Genomic DNA, 17,000 nt, shown 5'->3' with positions numbered 1-17,000 from the left:
AAATGGGAATTTTACATATACTAAGAAAAAAAGGGAGCTGTGCACATGTATTTTGCAAAAAAAGCCGTAGAAGAAGAAGTAGATCAAATGATGGATACGACTGTATATGCGTGTCAATCTGAATCATGTAATGGGTGGATGAGAGAAGATTTTGTTACGGTTGATTATAACTGTCCGATGTGCGGAACAGGAATGTCGCAGGAAGTACGCGAGCTGCCGAAAATTAAGTACGACCACCAATTTTATAATAAATAAAAAAGAAGCAGCTGCTTCTTTTTTATTTTTCACTAAAATTTCATTAAGCTGAGCTAGACTAAGAACCAACATATGATGAAGGTGAGGAATATCAGAATGAATCAAGGGAACTTTTTGAAAGGTTTATTTTGGGGAACCTTATTTAGTATTCCTATTTGGATTTCATTGTTTGGCTGGTTCCGCATTTTATCACATCTTGCATAGTTTCGTTTTATAAATCGTCATACGCGCCCTGATCTTTCTATTTCCGCTATAATAAAGGTGATAGAAAAAATAAGGAGCTGTTCTCTATGATTCAATACAAAACGGAGCAAATGACGGTTTTTGAAAGCGCGCTATTTCAAACAACATCTGCAGTGATTGAAACAAAAGACTGTGTCATTGTTGTGGATCCAACATGGCTTCCTCACGAAATTAATGAAATTAAACAGCATGTTCAAGAGATCTTAAATCATCGCAAGCTGTATGTATTTTTTACTCACGGAGATTTTGATCATGTCATTGGGTATGGCGCTTTCTTAGAATTAAATGCCACCTTTATCGGCAGCAAATTTTTAAAAAATCATCCGGACAAAGAAGAAAAAGTTCAAATGATTAAGCAGTTTGATCATGACTATTATATAAAAAGATCTCATGATATTATATTCCCGGAGCTGGATATTGTGGTAACCGAAAATGAACAGCACATTACCTTAGGTGAAACATCTATTACCTGTTATTTTGCAAAAGGTCATACAAACGATGGACTATTTATGATTGTCGATAATTCAATATGGATCGCAGGGGATTATTTATCGGACTTTGAATATCCGTACATATATGAAAGTGTAAACGATTACCGCGACACTCTTGCTACTGCGCGACACATTTTAGCTAAGCACCAAAATCTAACGCTAGTTCCCGGACACGGAAAAACGACACATCACCGAGCTGAAATTCAAAGACGAGTGGAGATGGCCAGCTCTTATTTAGATGAACTGCACGCTGCAGTGAAAGAAGACAGTAAAGAAGCGCTCGATAAGCTAAACGATAAATTGGCGTTTCCATCTGATTTCACGGCACAATGTCATCAGAAAAACGTTGAAATTATGAAAAGAGAATTGCTGTTATAGAAATCGAGTGTACAGTCATCCTGTCGATATTAAAAGTAAGAAACCGCATCTTCTGTTGGAGATGCGGTTTCTTACTTCCCTTTATTTATCAATTTAATGAAACTTTTTCCTTTTATATCCGTTTATATAAATAAGAAGTTATTTTATTTATAAAGGAGTATGACAATGGGGAAAAACGGTTGTGTAAAATGCGGACATACAGAAGCAAAAACAAAAGAAATTGCTACAACGGGAACGGGGCTGTCTAGATACTTAGATGTTCAGCACAATCACTTTACGGTGGTATATTGCACGAGCTGCGGGTATTCAGAGCTATATAATAAATCATCTTCAAGAGGCAGCAATATTATTGACTTATTTTTTGGAGGATGAAAATGTGTATCGACCTTATTGAAATTGATAAAGACCGGCGCACTTCCTATTTGAACCTGCTATTAATAGGGGATGAAGACGAAAAAGTAGTGAAGTCGTATATAAATGAAGGTTCCTTATTTACCATTGTGTATGAAAAGAAGGAGATAGGAGTTGTGCAGTGCCTCCCCGATGAAGAGGAACGGGCAGTAGAAGTAAAGAATATCGGTTTAAAAGAAGCATACAGAGGAAAAGGAATCGGCAGCAAAGTCATTAAAAAGTTAGAAGTACTGTATGAACGTAACAAATATTCTAAAATGATTGTAGGAACAGCGGACTCCAGCCTTGAAAACATAGCATTTTATAAAAAGGCAGGCTTTTATCAAAGGGGTGTCAAAAAGAATTTCTTTTTGCAGTACGTTCCACCGATTTACGAGAATGGCCTGCAAGCTATCGATATGATTATGTTTGAAAAAAAATTAAAAAGCAGAAGCGACTAACATGCTTCTGCTTTTAGTGATTAATCTAAAATTTGAAGTTTTACCGTTTTGCGTCCCCAATTTAAAGCTGAGCTTTGAGATGCCATAAATAAATCAACGCGAGTACCTTTAATCGCACCGCCAGTATCTCCAGCAATTGCTTCTCCGTAACCTTCTACGTATACGCGAGAACCTAATGGAATCACGCGAGGATCAACTGCAATTACTTTTCGATTAGGATTTGACCTTAGGTCGATGCCTGTAGCAGTGATTCCGCTGCAGCCCGCACAGTAAGCAGTATAAGCTGTTGCTTCAACTGTAATCTCTTTCGAAACCGACTTACTTTCTTGCGCTGGAGCAGGTGCCGGCGTTGAAGTCGACGGTGTCGAAGGAGCAGTAGTCGCTGACGTTGATGGTTTTGCTTGAACTGCAGCTTGTCCGCCTACTTGTAGCACTTGATTAATGTAAATCGTATTAGACGATAAGTTATTCCACTGTTTTAATTGAGAAATTGAAATGCCGTGTCGCTGTGCTACGCTCCACATTGTATCTCCAGGCTGAACTTTGTAACTTTTACTGTTGCTAGGAGCCGGGGATGCCTGCGTTTCGTTTGTTTTTTCTTGTACAGGTGCTGAAGGTGATGATGAAACTGTTCCTGTTCCGCTTATTTTTAATACTTGATTCACATAAATTAAATGACTAGATAAGTTATTCCAATCTTTTAGCTGCTGTACAGAAGTACCGTTGTTTTTAGCGATACGGTAAAGCGTGTCACCTGATTTTACTGTATATGTATGATTTGAAGATGTTGTAGTTGGAGTTGAACTAGATGAAGAGTCAGTAGATGTAGATCCAATTTGTAATGTTTGGTTTGCATAAATTAATGTGGAAGAAAGATCATTCCACTTTTTTAAGTCTTCAACTGTTACATTATGCTGCTGTGAGATGCTAAATAACGTTTCTCCAGCTTTTACTTTATGCGTGTCTGTGTCAGCCGATGCTGCGTCTGCAATTCCAATTGATACTAAAGCTGTGGCCCCTAATGTAAAAATGTGTTTTTTCATCTAATAATTCTCCTTTATTTCCAATAGTTGTCTCTTATTCTATCAGCAATATGTAACAAACTCATGACAAAATGGTAGGTTTTATATTACAAGTTTGTAACAATACGTCTAAAGTTATAGAAAAAACGCGGTTTTTTTACAATTATGATGAAAAAAGTCTTAATTTGTCTGGAGAGATAGAATAGTAAAAAAGGTGTTCTGCTTTTATAAAAATGAAGAAGAAAGAAGCTATGCTATATTCAAATGACATGATAGAATAGACAAGTTAGAAATGAACGGATGAAAAGGGAGTTAGACATCTATGGAAAAACGCTCTATCTCTTCATATTTAAAAGCATGGGTGCACGCACTTTCAATTGAGATTAATTATATGAAGAAACACGGCGGAGAAAAGTATACGGTAGGAAAAGGAGAGTACTTAGGGCAGCAGGGAGATGCGTATCTTTACCGGTTTGAACGCACAGCCGATTTATACCTTTTTGATGGAGCTCAGGTACGCCTTGTTCACCAGCATAAAGAAAGTAAAGGAGAAGTTATCGGAACAGAAGGGTTTGATTTGTACCTTAAAATAGATGCGTTTATTGGACAAGAAGTAGACGAACTTGATATATATAACGAACCATGGGAATTATTGCAGGCTCTTATTGATAGACTCACGGAAGCGAAAGATTACAAGCAAAAAATAGTGAGAATCAAACGTCTTATGAGAGGCGATAGTCCTGTTCGTCATAAGGAGTATACGTCTAAGAACGCTCTTCATGAAGTGTTGCTGCGAGCGCGTTATAATCGTACTACTTATATTTGGGGGCCTCCTGGAACGGGAAAAACATATACGCTGTCCAAAATCGCGGCAAGCTATTACCGGAAATCAAAGCGGATCCTTTTATTATCTCATAGTAATGCAGCGGTGGACGGTTTGCTGCAAGAAACTGCACGTCAGTTAAAAAAGAAAGAAGCTTGGAAAAAAGGAAAACTCATTCGATACGGAGCAACAAAAAGCAGCGGCTTAGAAAATATAAAAGTAGAAGAAGTCATTGAAGAAGATGATCCGGATTTAGCTCATGAGATGCGGGAGCTACAAGAAGAACGAGTTTACTTAAGCAGGTATCCTAATAGAGCTCACCAGCTTCAGCAAGTGAACAAAAAGCTAAACGCCCTTCGTAACAAGTGGATTGAAGCGGAGAAAAATGTTTTTGATCAAGCGTATATTGTAGGCACTACTTTATCAAAAGCGGCTATTGACCGATTACTTTATCAAAGTGAATTTGATATGGTTGTGGTAGACGAAATTAGCATGGCATATGCACCGCAAATTGCTTTTGCAGCTGCGTTGGGAAAACGAATTGTCGTATGCGGCGATTTTAAACAGCTTCCCCCGGTATCTCAATCTTCTCATGCTGAAGTGAAGAAGTGGCTGCAGCGAGATTTATTTGAGCAGACGGGTCTTGTCGAGCAAGTAGAAAGCGGTGAAATACACCCGCATCTTTTTATGTTGACGAAGCAAAGAAGAATGCATAAAGATATCTCAGCTTTTACAAATCGCTATATTTACAGCAATCGAGTAGGGGATCATCCATCTGTCACAACAAGTCGAGAAGCAGTAGCAAGCAGCCGGCCGTTTGCTCATGAAGCAGCGCTTATGCTTAACATTGGTCAGTTGCATTCTTCCGCTATGCGAGATGTTGTTTCCGGCTCACGCTATAATGTGATAACGGCTGTTTTGGCGGTAAGTTTGATGCTGCGGGCACGCAAAGCTTCTTCGGCTACTATTGGCTATGTGACTCCTTATAAGTCTCAAGCTAAATTGGTCAATGCATTTCTTCAAGATATTGAACCAGCTAGCGATATAATTGCAGCAACCGTACACAAATTTCAAGGCGCGGAACGAGATATCATGATTTTTGATACGGTCGATACAAAGCCGCAGTCAAAACCAGGTTTACTTTTAATAAATGAAAATAGCGACCGATTAGTAAATGTAGCGGTGACCCGTTCAAAAGGAAAATTCCTTATGCTTTCAGACGAGTCGTTTGTCCAGCAGCGTGTACCAAAAGAGCGAGCGTTATGGAAGTTGGTCAACCACTTTAACGAAAATCAAAAAGTATCCCAACCTCAGCAATTTTTAAAAGAAGTCATTCAGCATCCTAAATTGATTTGGTACCATCCATCGAACAGCAGTCAGTTAAAAAAAGACTTATATCAAGCTCAGCAGCAGATTTTATTGTGTATTCCTTATGCTTCCTTTGTCTCTCAAGAAATACGGGATATGTTACATTCGTTTAAAGGGGAAGTGACCGTTCTTACTCGTGAACCAAAAGAAGTTCGAATTGACGGTGCTCATATCATTTCATCTCCTGTTCCGATGTCACTGCTTATTATCGATGAATCCACTATATGGATCAATATGCCTTATGGCGGAAAGAATGAAGCGTTTATGGCAGCTAGAATTGAGTCAAAGCTAGGTGCTAAACAGCTTCTTCGGTCAATTGACTTTACGGAAGATAAAATAAGAAATCAAGAAACAAAAATGTATATAGAAACAAATAAACCACAATATTCTTTGAGCGATTACCTTCGCAGCTGGGATCGCTGTGAGTCCTGTCAGCATATGCGAGAAGTGAAGATAACAAAAAAAGGAAAAGTGAGGTTTATTTGTTATTATTGCGGGAAAACAAGTGGGGCAACACGTTTATTAGTGAAAAAATATTTAAACTATGTACATGCTGTATGTAGAGCATGCAAGCAGCCGCTAAACGTAGATTACGATGAAAATAAAGGCGTCTACGCATGTTGTCCATCTTGCAAAAAGCAAGTTTTGCCTAGAGACTTATTGTAACTTTAAGAAAAGGGCGTGATCTTATCGTTTACTCTCGTAATGCAGCGGCTTTAGCTGATTGTTTGCTAGAAGGAGACGTTCAAAAAAGCTGGCTGCTCATTGCTATATATATAGAAGAAGGCCATTCTTCAACCGACGTATATACGTTTCTGACAGAAGCGATGTATGAGATAGGGAAAAGGTGGCAAGAAAATAAAATTTCAGTCGCGGACGAGCATTTGGCTACTGCAGCCTGTGACTATGTGTTAACTCGCTTTCAGCTTTCACAGCAGCAATTGCTTCAGCGTAATCGGGCCCTTCTTTTTTGCATTGAAGGAGAAGAGCATTACTTAGGCATTAAAATGATTGCAGGACTTATGAGAGAACATGGATGGGAAGTTAAAAACTTAGGAGCCAATTTGCCGCTGCCGTTCGCTTTAAAAAGTATCGAGAAGTGGGACCCTGATGTAGTATGTTTGTCCGTCTCACAAGTGCATTTGCTGCCGGATTTACAGAAATACATTGCTGAGATTGAAAATATGCCGCAAAGTCCTCTTGTATTAGTGGGCAGCAGGCTTCTCAATAAGCACGATTTGTCGGCTTCAGGATCTTCAAAAACCATATTCATTACTCATATTCAAGCTTTTAAAGACTGGCTTCTAATCAATAATAAAGAAAGTTCGCTGCAAGATAAAATGTTAGCAATGGGGGAAGAAATATGATCAGTTTGCCGATTCAACACATTCCGGTTCCAATGTTTTTACTTAATAAAGACAACGAAATAATTGAATTTACACCAAGCGTTACAAAAAATTTCCCGCCTGTTCAGAACTTTTTAGACCTAATTGATGAAGACAGTCAAGAAAAAGTAAAAAGAGCACTCCAGGGAAAGGAAGAAGTGCAAATCGAAGTAAATATGCGCACGTTTTCTAACCCGGTTGCTCTTTTTGATTTTCATTTTAAGCCTGAAGCCTATCATTCACTGCACGCAGTTTTCTGCTATCCTATTCACGAGCATATGACGAGTGTTCAATCAACTCTTCAACAGTTTCGCTCTATGCTTATGCAAGACTCATCACAAGTAAACCAAGATTTTTCAGTCAGGGAAACAGATGTAGAAACGGCGAAACAAATGCAGCTAGTTGATCTTCAGCGTCATTTTCGAGAAATGAAAACAAATGTGCTAACCATTCAAGACCTTCTGAGTATTATCCGCTCCGACGTAATTGAAGCAGGAAAAGGAGAATATATTGAATTGGTTTCTACACATTTGTTTGACATTCAAGATTTAATTAATCAGGAGCTTGACTGTTTAAGACAGAAGAACAAAGTACATTAAGAAAGCGGCAATCGAATTTCTACCGTTGTTCCTTTTCCTTCTTCACTATCATACGAAATGCTTCCTTTGTGATTACTAATGATTTTGTGACTCACCATCAATCCTAATCCAGTTCCTTTTTCTTTTGTTGTATAGAAAGGCTCGCTAATTCGCGTTAATCGATCTTTCGGCATGCCTTTTCCTTCATCTATCACTTGGATGACTATTTGATTTGTATCTGGATCAAATTTAGATACCACTAGAATAGACCCGGGGTCATCCATCGCTTCAATAGAATTTTTCACCATGTTGATAAATACTTGTTTCATATCTTTTTCAATACAATGAACAACAGGTAATTTTTCTTCAAAATCTGTTGAAATAGTAATATTTTTAAGAATGGCCTGTGTATGCAGTAGTGTACATACGTCTTGAAGAATTAAATTTATCTGCTTATTTTCATATTTTACGACTTCGGGTTTGGCTAGAATGAGCAGTTCGCTAATAATCAGTTCTAAGCGGTTAAACTCGGACATCATGACATCCATATATTCTTTTTTATACGTTTCTTCTTGCATCATAAGCTGCAAAAAGCCCTTTAATGATGTAAGAGGATTTCGTATTTCATGGGCAATGCCGGCAGCCAGCTGTCCAAGTGCTGACAGCATCTCTGAATTTTTGAGCATCATTTCCGACTGTTTGCGCTGTGAAATGTCTTCGCTTAACCCAATGTAATGGATAATTTCGTCCTGATCATTTTTAACAGGCATTAAGGCTAACTGTTCCCAAACGGTTTCTCCGTCTTCTTGAACGTAGGAAATTTCTCCGTTCCATTTTTCTCCTCTATATACTTCATTCCAAATCTTAGGGAATCTTTTAACGCCTAGCTTTTTTGTATATAAGTCATAGAGGTGCAGTCCAAATACTTCCTGCGGCGCATGCTTTTGCTCCATGAATTTTTGATTAATGTACTTAATTTTACCTTGATGATCGGTAATAAAGATGCCTGTAGGACTGTGAGCTACTGCAAATGATGTAATAGCCAATTCTTCATTTGATCGTTTAATTTCTGTAATGTTAATAAACGTAATAACTACACCATTAATTAAATTCTCGTTCGTACGATAAGGCATCATTTTCATGCTATACCATTGGTTATCGTAGCTTTGAATTTCTTTTTGAAGGGTATTATTTGTTCTTAAAACGTGCATTGCGTCCTCGATTAGATGGTCATATCTAAAATTATGCGAAATATGAAAGAAAGGTCTTCCGATATCTTGATGAAGAACGTTGATCACTGTTTTCGTTTCCGGCGTAAATAATTTAATATTCAGCTGCTCGTCTAAAAAGATGGTAGCAATGGTTGTACTGATTAATAAATTATCAATATCGTTGTTTAAGTCCGTTAATTCTTCAATCTTTCGCTCGTACTGGTTATTAACACTAATTAACTCTTCATTAACAGACTGCAATTCTTCATTTGTGGACTGCAGCTCTTCGTTGGAAGCAATCAGTTCTTCGTTCGTGGACTTTAGCTCCTCATTTGCTGTTTCTAGCTCTTCAATCGTCGTTTGCAAATGCTGCTGCGTGTAATGAAGCTCTTGCTCTAAATCTACTACAAGCTCACTAATAGAGCTTGTTTGATTAAGAAACATGGGCTCTTCCTTATCAATAATGGCACTATCTGTCTGTTCATCAAACATAAGTAAGTAAAGAGAGTGATTTGTTGGAAGAGCAGATATCGTAATATTAAAACGGCGCTGCACGTTGTTTATGACAAACTCAATGTGCTGACAGCACACGCTCATACCTTGCTCTTTTACGCGTTTAATAGCTGCTCCAATAGCTAAAGAGACGTGAACGGGAACCATTTTGAAAATTGTATAATTAATTTTCCCCACAGGAACGTTAATAAGCTGAGTCGCTTCTTTTGAACAAAAGATCACTTCGTTGTATTCATTTAATACAAGACAAGGGCTCATAAAGTGATCAATCATTGACTGATACATCTCATCTAGTTTGAGTGAAGGAAGCGGCTTATAAAGTTGACTTGGCAGCGGTACGCTAGAAAAATCACCTTCATGCAAGTTGGATTTTGAAAGATTAAAAGCTCCCGTAATTTGTCGGCTGGGCTGTCCGGAACGCTTAAATATTTTCCACTTGCTGTTAATAGGGCGGAACAAATCAGACAAATTTCCTGTTGTTTCACTAGGACCTAGAAAAAGTACGCCTTCTTCTGTCAAAGAAAAATGAAAAAGAGACAAAATGCGCTGCTGCAGTTCAGCTTGGAAGTAAATCATCATATTTCGGCAGCTAATTAAATCAACGTTTACAAAAGGCGAGTCTTTTCCTATATTATGCGGGGCAAAAACAATCATTTTGCGGATTGTTTTTTTAACTTGATAACCACCGTGTTTTGTTTGCTCAAAATATTCATTAATCTGAGCTGCTGAGAAGGAATGAACTTCCGCTTCTTCATAAATGCCTTGACTCGCTCTTTTGATTGCATGACGATCGATGTCCGTAGCAAAGATTCGGACATCGAAATAACGGTTGATTGTTGATAAATAGTCATGAAGCAAAATAGCTAACGTGTATGCTTCTTGACCAGTAGAACAACCTGCTACCCAGATGCGGATTTCATCTTCTTGGCTATGAATCTTTCTTTCAACTAATTGAGGGATGACCTGTTCTTCAATAATAGAGAATGCTTCTTTATCTCTAAGAAATTGCGTCACTCCAATCAGCAAGTCCCGCTGCAGTTCGACGATTTCTTCGGCTTCTTTACATAAATAGTCCCGGTACTCTTCCATCGTTTGAGAGGGAGGATCGAGTAAAGCCATTCTCTTTTCAAGTCGTCGCAGCACCGTATTTTTTTTGTACATAGAGAAGTCGATGCCTGTTTTCTTCTTTATTAATGAATAAATGTATTGCAGCGTTTCTTCATTATATGTAAATTCAGTTTGGCTGACATGCGTTTGCACAAGGTCAGGCATATCAGCAGGAGAAAGAATATAATCAGCAAGGTGTGCATCAATAGCGCTTAGAGGCATATCTCTGTACTTTGCTGTGCTTTCATCTTGTACAAGTACAGTTCCGCCATATTCTCGTATCGTTTTTGCTCCTCCTGTTCCATCATTTCCTTTTCCTGATAAAATAATGGCTGTGCACCGGTGTTTTTTTGCAGCAGCCAGAGAATGAAAAAAGGCGTCAATCGGATACTTCACCTGATCATTTTCTTCATAAGGACGAAGGCGAAGAGTATGATCCACAACGGTCACATAATGATGGGGAGGATTTAAATAAATTGTGTCTTCTTGTAAAGTCATCCCGTCTTGTGTCAGTTTGATATTCATTCCTGTTTTTTTTGCTAAAAGTTCTGGCATAAAACTTTTATATTTAGAGGAAAGGTGCTGCACAATAATAAACGCCATTCCATTTGGTGAAGGCATATTAGCGAAAAACTGCTCAATAGCTTCTAACCCTCCGGCAGAAGCGCCAATTCCCACAACGTGTAAATCCTGTTTCTCTATTCCTTCTGAAGACGATGGAACGGTAGAAAACGAGTTGTTCTTCATAATAGAACCTCCAATAATGTTTCGATACTTCCTAGATTGTATGTCGTTTTGTTTATTTTAATGTCGACAGCACGGTGTGGTTTACATCAAAAAGTAAATTTTTTTTAAAAAACCAAGATGCTGGTACATAGGTTCATTTTAGCAAACCTATTATATTGTTCAAATAACGTTTTCAAAATTCCTCTATTTTTCGCAAAAAAATTTTAAAGTCCAAACTACATAGTATGCCCCGATTTTCTTTATATAAACGTATTTTTATAAAAAAAATCGTTTTTTTTGCAGAAAAAAATATTTAAAAAAGTTTTGTTTGCGCTTACATACGCATAAGGTTATACGCTCAAGGAGGAAAAAAACGGTTAAATTCAACTTGACACTCTTTTTCAGCATGTTACTATAGGAACCGTTGAAAGAAACGAGAACAAAAATACGAACAAATGACAGGGGAGATTTGATGGATCAAAAACAAAAAGTTGCTTTTTTAGGTGCTGGATCAATGGCAGAAGCGATGATTTCTGGTATGGTCAATGCAAAGAAATTACCCGCTGAAAATATTATCGTAACGAATCGAAGCAATGATGCGCGACTGCAGGAACTTGAAAATAGATATGGTATCAAAGCAGTAAAGCGCAGCGAGCTGAAAACAGATGACATTGACGTTTTTATTCTAGCGATGAAGCCAAAAGGCGCTGAAGAGGCATTAAACGAATTAAAGCCTCAAATCAACAAAGACCAGCTTGTCCTATCTGTTCTTGCAGGGATTTCGTCTTCTTACATGGAAGAGTTGTTGCATGATGAACAGCAGGTCATTCGAGTTATGCCGAATACATCAAGTATGATTCAGCAATCAGCAACGGCTATATCACCAGGTCAATATGCTGCAATGGATGCTGTGTTAACAGCAAAAGAGCTGCTCTCTGCAATCGGAAAAGTGTACGTGATTGATGAGCCTCAAATGGACATTTTCACAGGAATTGCCGGAAGTGGCCCCGCTTATTTTTATTTCCTTATGGAGCATATCGAAAAAGCAGCTAAAGAAGAAGGTCTCGATCCTGAGCTAGCACGTGAAATTGGCGCCCAAACCATTTACGGTGCAGCAAGAATGATGATGGAAAGAGATGAAACGCCGACGGAGCTTCGTGAAAATGTGACGTCTCCAAACGGTACAACAGCAGCTGGTTTAGACGCCTTAGCTAAACACGGCGGCGGCGGAGAAGCAATGATGCAAGCAGTCAAAGGAGCATCAAAGCGTTCAAAAGAAATGAGTGCTCAACTACAAAAAGTGGCAAGTACTAATTAATTCGTCACTTATCTTCTTCGTGAATTCCTCACCACAAAAAAATAATCATAAACAAGAAAACATACAGAACACACTAGGAGTGATTTGATGAGTCCCGACAATAAGAAGCGGGTTGTAATTAAAATTGGAAGTAGTTCATTAACAAGTTCACACGGTGAAATCAGCAGACGGAAGCTTGAGCGCCTTGTGGATCAAGTCGTAGACTTAAAAGATAGCGGCCATGAAGTACTATTGGTTTCATCAGGAGCTGTAGCTGCAGGATACCGCAAGCTTGGCTGCTTAGAGCGACCTAGCTCTTTACCTGAAAAACAAGCAGCTGCCTCAATCGGTCAAGGACTGTTAATGGAGGCTTATTCAGAACTGTTTCTATCACATGGATACGTTGCTTCTCAAATCTTAATTACGAGAGACGATTTTTCAGACGAAAATCGTTACAACAATGCACGAAATACAATTAACGTGCTGTTAGAACGCGGCATTGTGCCAATTGTCAATGAAAACGACACGGTAACCATCAATCGATTAAAATTTGGCGATAATGATACACTTTCAGCTAAAGTTGCTGGACTAGTGGATTCCGACCTGCTTATTATTTTATCGGATATCGATGGCTTATACAGCGCGGACCCTCGCCAGGATCCAAATGCAAAATTAGTTCCTCACGTAGGGGAAATCACGCAAGACATCGAAGAATCTGCAGGAGATTCAGGAAGTTCAGTTGGAACAGGCGGTATGCGCTCGAAAATTGACGCGTTCAAAATCGCTATGGCGTCAGGAATTCCAGCATTTTTAGGAAGAGCTGGCGTGCCAAACATTTTAACACAAGCGGTTGACGGCGATGCAACAGGAACGTATTTTGAATCTGAAGATGATTCTGCGAACCTTAATCAGAAAAAGCAGTGGATTGCGTTTAACTCTGGTCCTGAAGGGGAAATAGTAGTCGAAGATGCCGCGAAGCGTGCAATTATTGAAGATAAAGAGCCTTTACTTCGCGAGCACGTTAAATATATTAAAGGCCACTTTAGTGAACGAGCAGTTGTACGTATTCTAGACAAAGACGAAAATGAGCTGGCTCTTGGCGTGACAAATTATTCATCTGATGAACTTGCCTTAAACGAGCCAATTGATCAACCGATTGTAGACAGCGAAGGTCTAGTGTGTCACTTAGAAATTCCAGTACCGGTTGGTTTGTAAGCAAGCATGCTGTAAAGAAAAGGAGCCCTTCCTTTTCTTTGCATGATTGCATTTACCTCTTATGCCTCACACTTTAAAATCAAACAAAACTAAAACGAATCCAGGAGTGATTTGGTGTTACAAACAAATGAAAAGTATTCAGTAGAAGAACAAGCTATTTCAGCAAAAAAAGCAGCTAAGCAATTAAGTTTACTAACAACAGAGCAAAAAAACGATGCGCTGTTAACCATTGCTTCTACACTTGAAAACAACACGGAGTATATTTTAAAAGCAAATGAAGTAGACTTAAAAAACGGGAAAGAAAAAGGTTTTGACGAAGCGCTTATGGACCGCCTTGCTCTTTCAGCGGAACGTGTAAAAGAGTTTGCAAACGGCCTTCGTGAAGTTGCTGAGCTAGATGATCCAACAGGCGATATTTTATCAAGCTGGACATTGGATAACGGTCTAGATGTAAAACAAGTACGTGTGCCCCTTGGCGTTATCGGAATGATTTATGAAGCACGTCCAAACGTAACGGTAGATGCAACAGGGCTAGCGTTGAAATCTGGAAACGCCATTGTGTTAAAAGGCGGCTCTTCAGCTATTTCATCTAACCAAGCTATCGTGGACATTATTCATAAAGCTCTTGATGAAACGCCAATTCCTAAAGAAGCGGTACAGTTTATTTCAAGTACAGATCGTGCGGCTACCCAAGAATTATTTACAATGAAAGAGCATATTGACGTGCTGATTCCGCGCGGAGGGGCTTCATTGATCCAAGCAGTCGTCAATAACGCAACGGTTCCCGTGTTAGAAACGGGAGTCGGAAACTGCCATATCTATATCGATGAAAAAGCTGATGTTAAAAAGGCCATTCCAATTTTGATTAACGCTAAAACAGATCGACCAGCCGTGTGTAACGCAGCAGAAACGGTTCTTGTGCACAAAAACTGGCTTGCTTCTCATAAAGATGAATTAATTCAAGCATTCAACGATCATAATATTGAAGTATATGGTGACAAAGCGACAGTAGCTGAAATTCCTGGAGCAAAACCAGCGGCTGAAAAAGACTGGGCTGAAGAGTATTTGCGCTTAGCGATCGCGATGAAAGTAGTAGAGAGTGTAGATGAAGCGATTGACCACATCGAAACATATGGCACAAAACACTCTGAAGCCATCATTTCAGAAGATGAACAAGCCGTTTCACGCTTTATGTCTTTAGTGGATGCAGCTGCACTGTATCATAATGCATCTACGCGTTTTACTGACGGAGGGGCTTTAGGATTTGGAGCTGAAATTGGGATTTCGACTCAAAAGCTTCATGCACGCGGTCCAATGGGACTTCCTGCACTTACGACAATTAAATATATTATGAGTGGAAACGGACAAACTCGATAAGAAATCAAAAGCGAGCAGAATTATGTGCTCGCTTTTTTCTTTTTATGAAAAGAAAAACAAGTAAATGGGAGCTGATTTGTAAAAAATTATAAACTCTGTTATAATAGTAAAATATATAATTTTTGTGATCTTCATTTTTGTTCTTTTCAGACTATCCCGTTGTTTTAAGAAAAGCAACTGCTATCTGCTTTGTTATAACTTCATTTTTATTTTAGTCTTTCAAGACGCCGTATGTATTCCTCAAAGATTGATTTACGGATGTATAGTATCACTTTATCTTGCACCATTTACCGCATTTACACGCTAAGTTAATCTTCATTTATTATCCACTTAAAAAGTACTGTTTAAAGGAGACGATGTGTATGTATAATCGTAAAAATTTAGAGCCGGCTGTTATTGAAGAAACAAAAGTTTGGGAATGTACATCAGATACGTGTAATTGTTGGGTTCGAGATAACTTTAAAAGCGGAGATCAGCCAACTTGTCCAATTTGCAAAAGCGAAATGAAGCAAGCTGTAAAAGAACTCCAGGTTATTCATAATCCTAGAGTCATTGATTAATAACTTTTAGGAAGACGTTTTTTGAAAGGAGTTTGTGGATGTTTCTGGGAATTGATCATGTTCAGCTTCTTGGTCCAGAAGGATGCGAGCAAGAAGCAAGAAATTTTTATGAAAATCTTTTAGGGATGAAAACTGTTCTTAAGCCGGAAAATTTAAGGCACAGAGGCGGCATATGGTTTCAATGTGGGACTCAAGAAGTTCATATCAGTATTCAAGATGACTACATACCTGCTAAAAAAGCGCATCCTGCTTTTGTCGTGGAAGATATCAAGACGCTTAGACATAAGTTGGCACATTGGGGATGCGTTCTTTCTGAAGAAGAGCCTATTGCAGGGAGAGAGCGTTTTTTTGTCCACGACCCGTTCGGAAATCGATTAGAAATTTTACAATATGACAAATAAAAGACCTCCAAGCGGAGGTCTTTTATTTTAGGGCGTTATCTAAATACGTATATACCGTTTCTTTGCTAATTAATACTTCATTTTCTCTGTCTTTATCTTTTTGCCATTTTTCTCGTGCTTTTGCTAAAACTTCTTCGGCTTCATCCTTAGGAATGACAATGACTCCACCGTCGTCACCTGCAATAAAATCGCCAGGGTGAATCTTCACGCCCCCGCATGAAATGGTTTCATTTACTGTTCCTTTTTCTTTTTTGCTGCTTGCTGCGATCGTAGAGCCCTTACAAAATACGGGGAAATCGAGTTTTTCAATGTCTTCTTGATCTCGTATAACACCATCTAGTACAATACCGTTTATTCCAACAAGCTTCGCCATGGCTACTACGAAATCTCCTGCTAAGGCACGGTTACAGTAGCTTTTTCCATCGATAACGAGCACACTTCCGGGCTCCGCTAGTCGAATCGCTTCAAGCACCGAGTAATTATTGCCAGCAGGCGTATCTACGGTAAGAGCCGGCCCAAATAGTTTGTAATGACGCTGCAATGGCTTAATGGAAAAGTCCAAGTGGTTGGCACCTTCCATTGCATCTGATAAATTTGCTGTTGATAATGGGAGCTGTTCATTCAACATCGTATCTCTCCTTTTTAACTTTAGTCTATCTATACATATTCATATAAGAGAAAGCTCTTATTTATGAGAAGGCAAGTAGATAACGTGAAGCATTGACCACCAATTAATTAACTGCAAACGTACAGCACTAGAATCTTTCAGAGCCAATTTTTAATGCATTGTATTATATCTTTGAGGCGCTGTTTCTCGTATGGTATTCGTCATATAAGCACATATATCCTTTAATTAGTAACAAAGGAGAAGATAGCCTATAAAAACATTATGAAAGAAGGGGAGAAACCAAAGAACTCTGCAAAAGTGGCTTTAGATAATATTTTCCACAAAGTGTAAAATAAGCTGTATTTAATGAGGATGAAGGAAGAACCTTTGTTAGTTTTGTGAATGTCTTTGATTTACACTTAAATAGTCTTATATACACACGAAATACGTGCAAATGTTTAATCCTGTGAACATTTGATGGAGCTTGATGCATTTTTATATAAAAAAGTGAAACCTTTTGGTATGATGAAACGTAGGAACATATATGGAAATCATATATGAAAAAACATATGTGACGTTAGTCATTTAGTGG

The 17,000-nt window shown here is 38.6% G+C and carries 15 protein-coding genes; 12 read left to right on the top strand and 3 right to left on the bottom strand.

Annotated elements, in window-relative coordinates; translation table 11 throughout:
• Positions 1-45 precede the first annotated feature (45 nt).
• The 4 genes from N178_RS02860 (at position 46) to N178_RS02845 (ending at position 2,218) form a co-directional block, all read left to right on the top strand.
• Positions 46-255 (top strand): cold-inducible protein YdjO-related protein, encoded by a 210-nt coding sequence (locus N178_RS02860; protein ID WP_014460174.1) that lies wholly within the window; start codon positions 46-48, stop codon positions 253-255.
• A gap of 290 nt (positions 256-545) precedes the next feature.
• A complete protein-coding gene (locus N178_RS02855; RefSeq protein ID WP_045290307.1) occupies positions 546-1,367 on the top strand; it encodes an MBL fold metallo-hydrolase in 822 nt (273 codons plus the stop codon).
• 165 nt (positions 1,368-1,532) lie between these two features.
• Entirely contained in the window at positions 1,533-1,739 is a 207-nt protein-coding gene (locus N178_RS02850; RefSeq protein ID WP_045290305.1) for a zinc ribbon domain-containing protein, read from the top strand.
• A gap of 2 nt (positions 1,740-1,741) precedes the next feature.
• Positions 1,742-2,218: a GNAT family N-acetyltransferase gene (locus N178_RS02845; protein WP_045290303.1), complete on the top strand. Its 477-nt coding sequence runs from the start codon at positions 1,742-1,744 to the stop codon at positions 2,216-2,218.
• Between the two features lie 20 nt (positions 2,219-2,238).
• Here the strand turns inward: N178_RS02845 and N178_RS02840 are convergent, their stop codons facing one another.
• Positions 2,239-3,261, bottom strand: coding sequence for a LysM peptidoglycan-binding and 3D domain-containing protein (locus N178_RS02840; RefSeq protein ID WP_080890134.1), 1,023 nt, complete (start codon positions 3,259-3,261; stop codon positions 2,239-2,241).
• A gap of 301 nt (positions 3,262-3,562) precedes the next feature.
• On the opposite strand from N178_RS02840, the gene N178_RS02835 reads away from it, so the two are divergent.
• The 3 genes from N178_RS02835 to N178_RS02825 are packed head-to-tail and all read left to right on the top strand — an operon-like array spanning position 3,563 to position 7,415.
• Positions 3,563-6,097, top strand: coding sequence for an AAA domain-containing protein (locus N178_RS02835; protein ID WP_045290302.1), 2,535 nt, complete (start codon positions 3,563-3,565; stop codon positions 6,095-6,097).
• Positions 6,091-6,798 (top strand): cobalamin B12-binding domain-containing protein, encoded by a 708-nt coding sequence (locus N178_RS02830; RefSeq protein ID WP_310648984.1) that lies wholly within the window; start codon positions 6,091-6,093, stop codon positions 6,796-6,798. The genes N178_RS02835 and N178_RS02830 overlap by 7 nt, the downstream gene beginning before the upstream one ends.
• Positions 6,795-7,415: a hypothetical protein gene (locus tag N178_RS02825; RefSeq protein WP_045290298.1), complete on the top strand. Its 621-nt coding sequence runs from the start codon at positions 6,795-6,797 to the stop codon at positions 7,413-7,415. Before N178_RS02830 ends, N178_RS02825 begins: the two co-directional genes overlap by 4 nt.
• Here the strand turns inward: N178_RS02825 and N178_RS02820 are convergent.
• Complete coding sequence (locus tag N178_RS02820; RefSeq protein ID WP_045290296.1) at positions 7,412-10,972, bottom strand: CheR family methyltransferase; 3,561 nt, start codon at positions 10,970-10,972, stop codon at positions 7,412-7,414. The genes N178_RS02825 and N178_RS02820 overlap by 4 nt on opposite strands.
• 451 nt (positions 10,973-11,423) lie before the next feature.
• On the opposite strand from N178_RS02820, the gene proC reads away from it, so the two are divergent.
• The 5 genes from proC (at position 11,424) to N178_RS02795 (ending at position 15,801) form a co-directional block, all read left to right on the top strand.
• On the top strand, positions 11,424-12,269 hold the full coding sequence (gene proC / locus N178_RS02815) for a pyrroline-5-carboxylate reductase (protein WP_045290294.1): 846 nt from the start codon (positions 11,424-11,426) through the stop codon (positions 12,267-12,269).
• An 87-nt stretch (positions 12,270-12,356) separates the two neighbouring features.
• Positions 12,357-13,463 (top strand): glutamate 5-kinase, encoded by a 1,107-nt coding sequence (gene proB, locus N178_RS02810; protein WP_029714760.1) that lies wholly within the window; start codon positions 12,357-12,359, stop codon positions 13,461-13,463.
• A gap of 114 nt (positions 13,464-13,577) precedes the next feature.
• Entirely contained in the window at positions 13,578-14,840 is a 1,263-nt protein-coding gene (locus N178_RS02805; protein WP_045290291.1) for a glutamate-5-semialdehyde dehydrogenase, read from the top strand.
• A 362-nt stretch (positions 14,841-15,202) separates the two neighbouring features.
• Positions 15,203-15,400, top strand: a complete 198-nt coding sequence (locus N178_RS02800; protein ID WP_013056990.1) for a cold-shock protein — start codon at positions 15,203-15,205, stop codon at positions 15,398-15,400.
• 38 nt (positions 15,401-15,438) lie between these two features.
• Positions 15,439-15,801, top strand: coding sequence for a VOC family protein (locus tag N178_RS02795; protein ID WP_045290289.1), 363 nt, complete (start codon positions 15,439-15,441; stop codon positions 15,799-15,801).
• A gap of 22 nt (positions 15,802-15,823) precedes the next feature.
• On the opposite strand, the gene N178_RS02790 is transcribed toward N178_RS02795, so the two are convergent.
• Positions 15,824-16,429: an RraA family protein gene (locus N178_RS02790; protein ID WP_045290287.1), complete on the bottom strand. Its 606-nt coding sequence runs from the start codon at positions 16,427-16,429 to the stop codon at positions 15,824-15,826.
• Between the last annotated feature and the right edge of the window lie 571 nt (positions 16,430-17,000).

This window comes from Priestia aryabhattai B8W22 (genome assembly GCF_000956595.1).
GTDB classification, from domain to species: domain Bacteria; phylum Bacillota; class Bacilli; order Bacillales; family Bacillaceae_H; genus Priestia; species Priestia aryabhattai.
Note: the sequence above shows the minus strand (reverse complement) of the source record. Positions and strands in the feature narration are given on the sequence as shown.

Excerpts from the sequence above, each read along its gene's own strand:
- N178_RS02825 (WP_045290298.1), top strand. The coding sequence starts at position 6,795 with ATGATCAGTTTGCCGATTCAACACATTCCGGTTCCAATGTTTTTACTT.
- proC (WP_045290294.1), top strand. The coding sequence starts at position 11,424 with ATGGATCAAAAACAAAAAGTTGCTTTTTTAGGTGCTGGATCAATGGCA.
- N178_RS02800 (WP_013056990.1), top strand. The coding sequence starts at position 15,203 with ATGTATAATCGTAAAAATTTAGAGCCGGCTGTTATTGAAGAAACAAAA.
- N178_RS02860 (WP_014460174.1), top strand. The coding sequence starts at position 46 with ATGTATTTTGCAAAAAAAGCCGTAGAAGAAGAAGTAGATCAAATGATG.
- N178_RS02790 (WP_045290287.1), bottom strand. The coding sequence starts at position 16,429 with ATGTTGAATGAACAGCTCCCATTATCAACAGCAAATTTATCAGATGCA.
- N178_RS02820 (WP_045290296.1), bottom strand. The coding sequence starts at position 10,972 with ATGAAGAACAACTCGTTTTCTACCGTTCCATCGTCTTCAGAAGGAATA.
- N178_RS02795 (WP_045290289.1), top strand. The coding sequence starts at position 15,439 with ATGTTTCTGGGAATTGATCATGTTCAGCTTCTTGGTCCAGAAGGATGC.
- N178_RS02850 (WP_045290305.1), top strand. The coding sequence starts at position 1,533 with ATGGGGAAAAACGGTTGTGTAAAATGCGGACATACAGAAGCAAAAACA.
- proB (WP_029714760.1), top strand. The coding sequence starts at position 12,357 with ATGAGTCCCGACAATAAGAAGCGGGTTGTAATTAAAATTGGAAGTAGT.
- N178_RS02845 (WP_045290303.1), top strand. The coding sequence starts at position 1,742 with ATGTGTATCGACCTTATTGAAATTGATAAAGACCGGCGCACTTCCTAT.
- N178_RS02840 (WP_080890134.1), bottom strand. The coding sequence starts at position 3,261 with ATGAAAAAACACATTTTTACATTAGGGGCCACAGCTTTAGTATCAATT.
- N178_RS02855 (WP_045290307.1), top strand. The coding sequence starts at position 546 with ATGATTCAATACAAAACGGAGCAAATGACGGTTTTTGAAAGCGCGCTA.
- N178_RS02835 (WP_045290302.1), top strand. The coding sequence starts at position 3,563 with ATGGAAAAACGCTCTATCTCTTCATATTTAAAAGCATGGGTGCACGCA.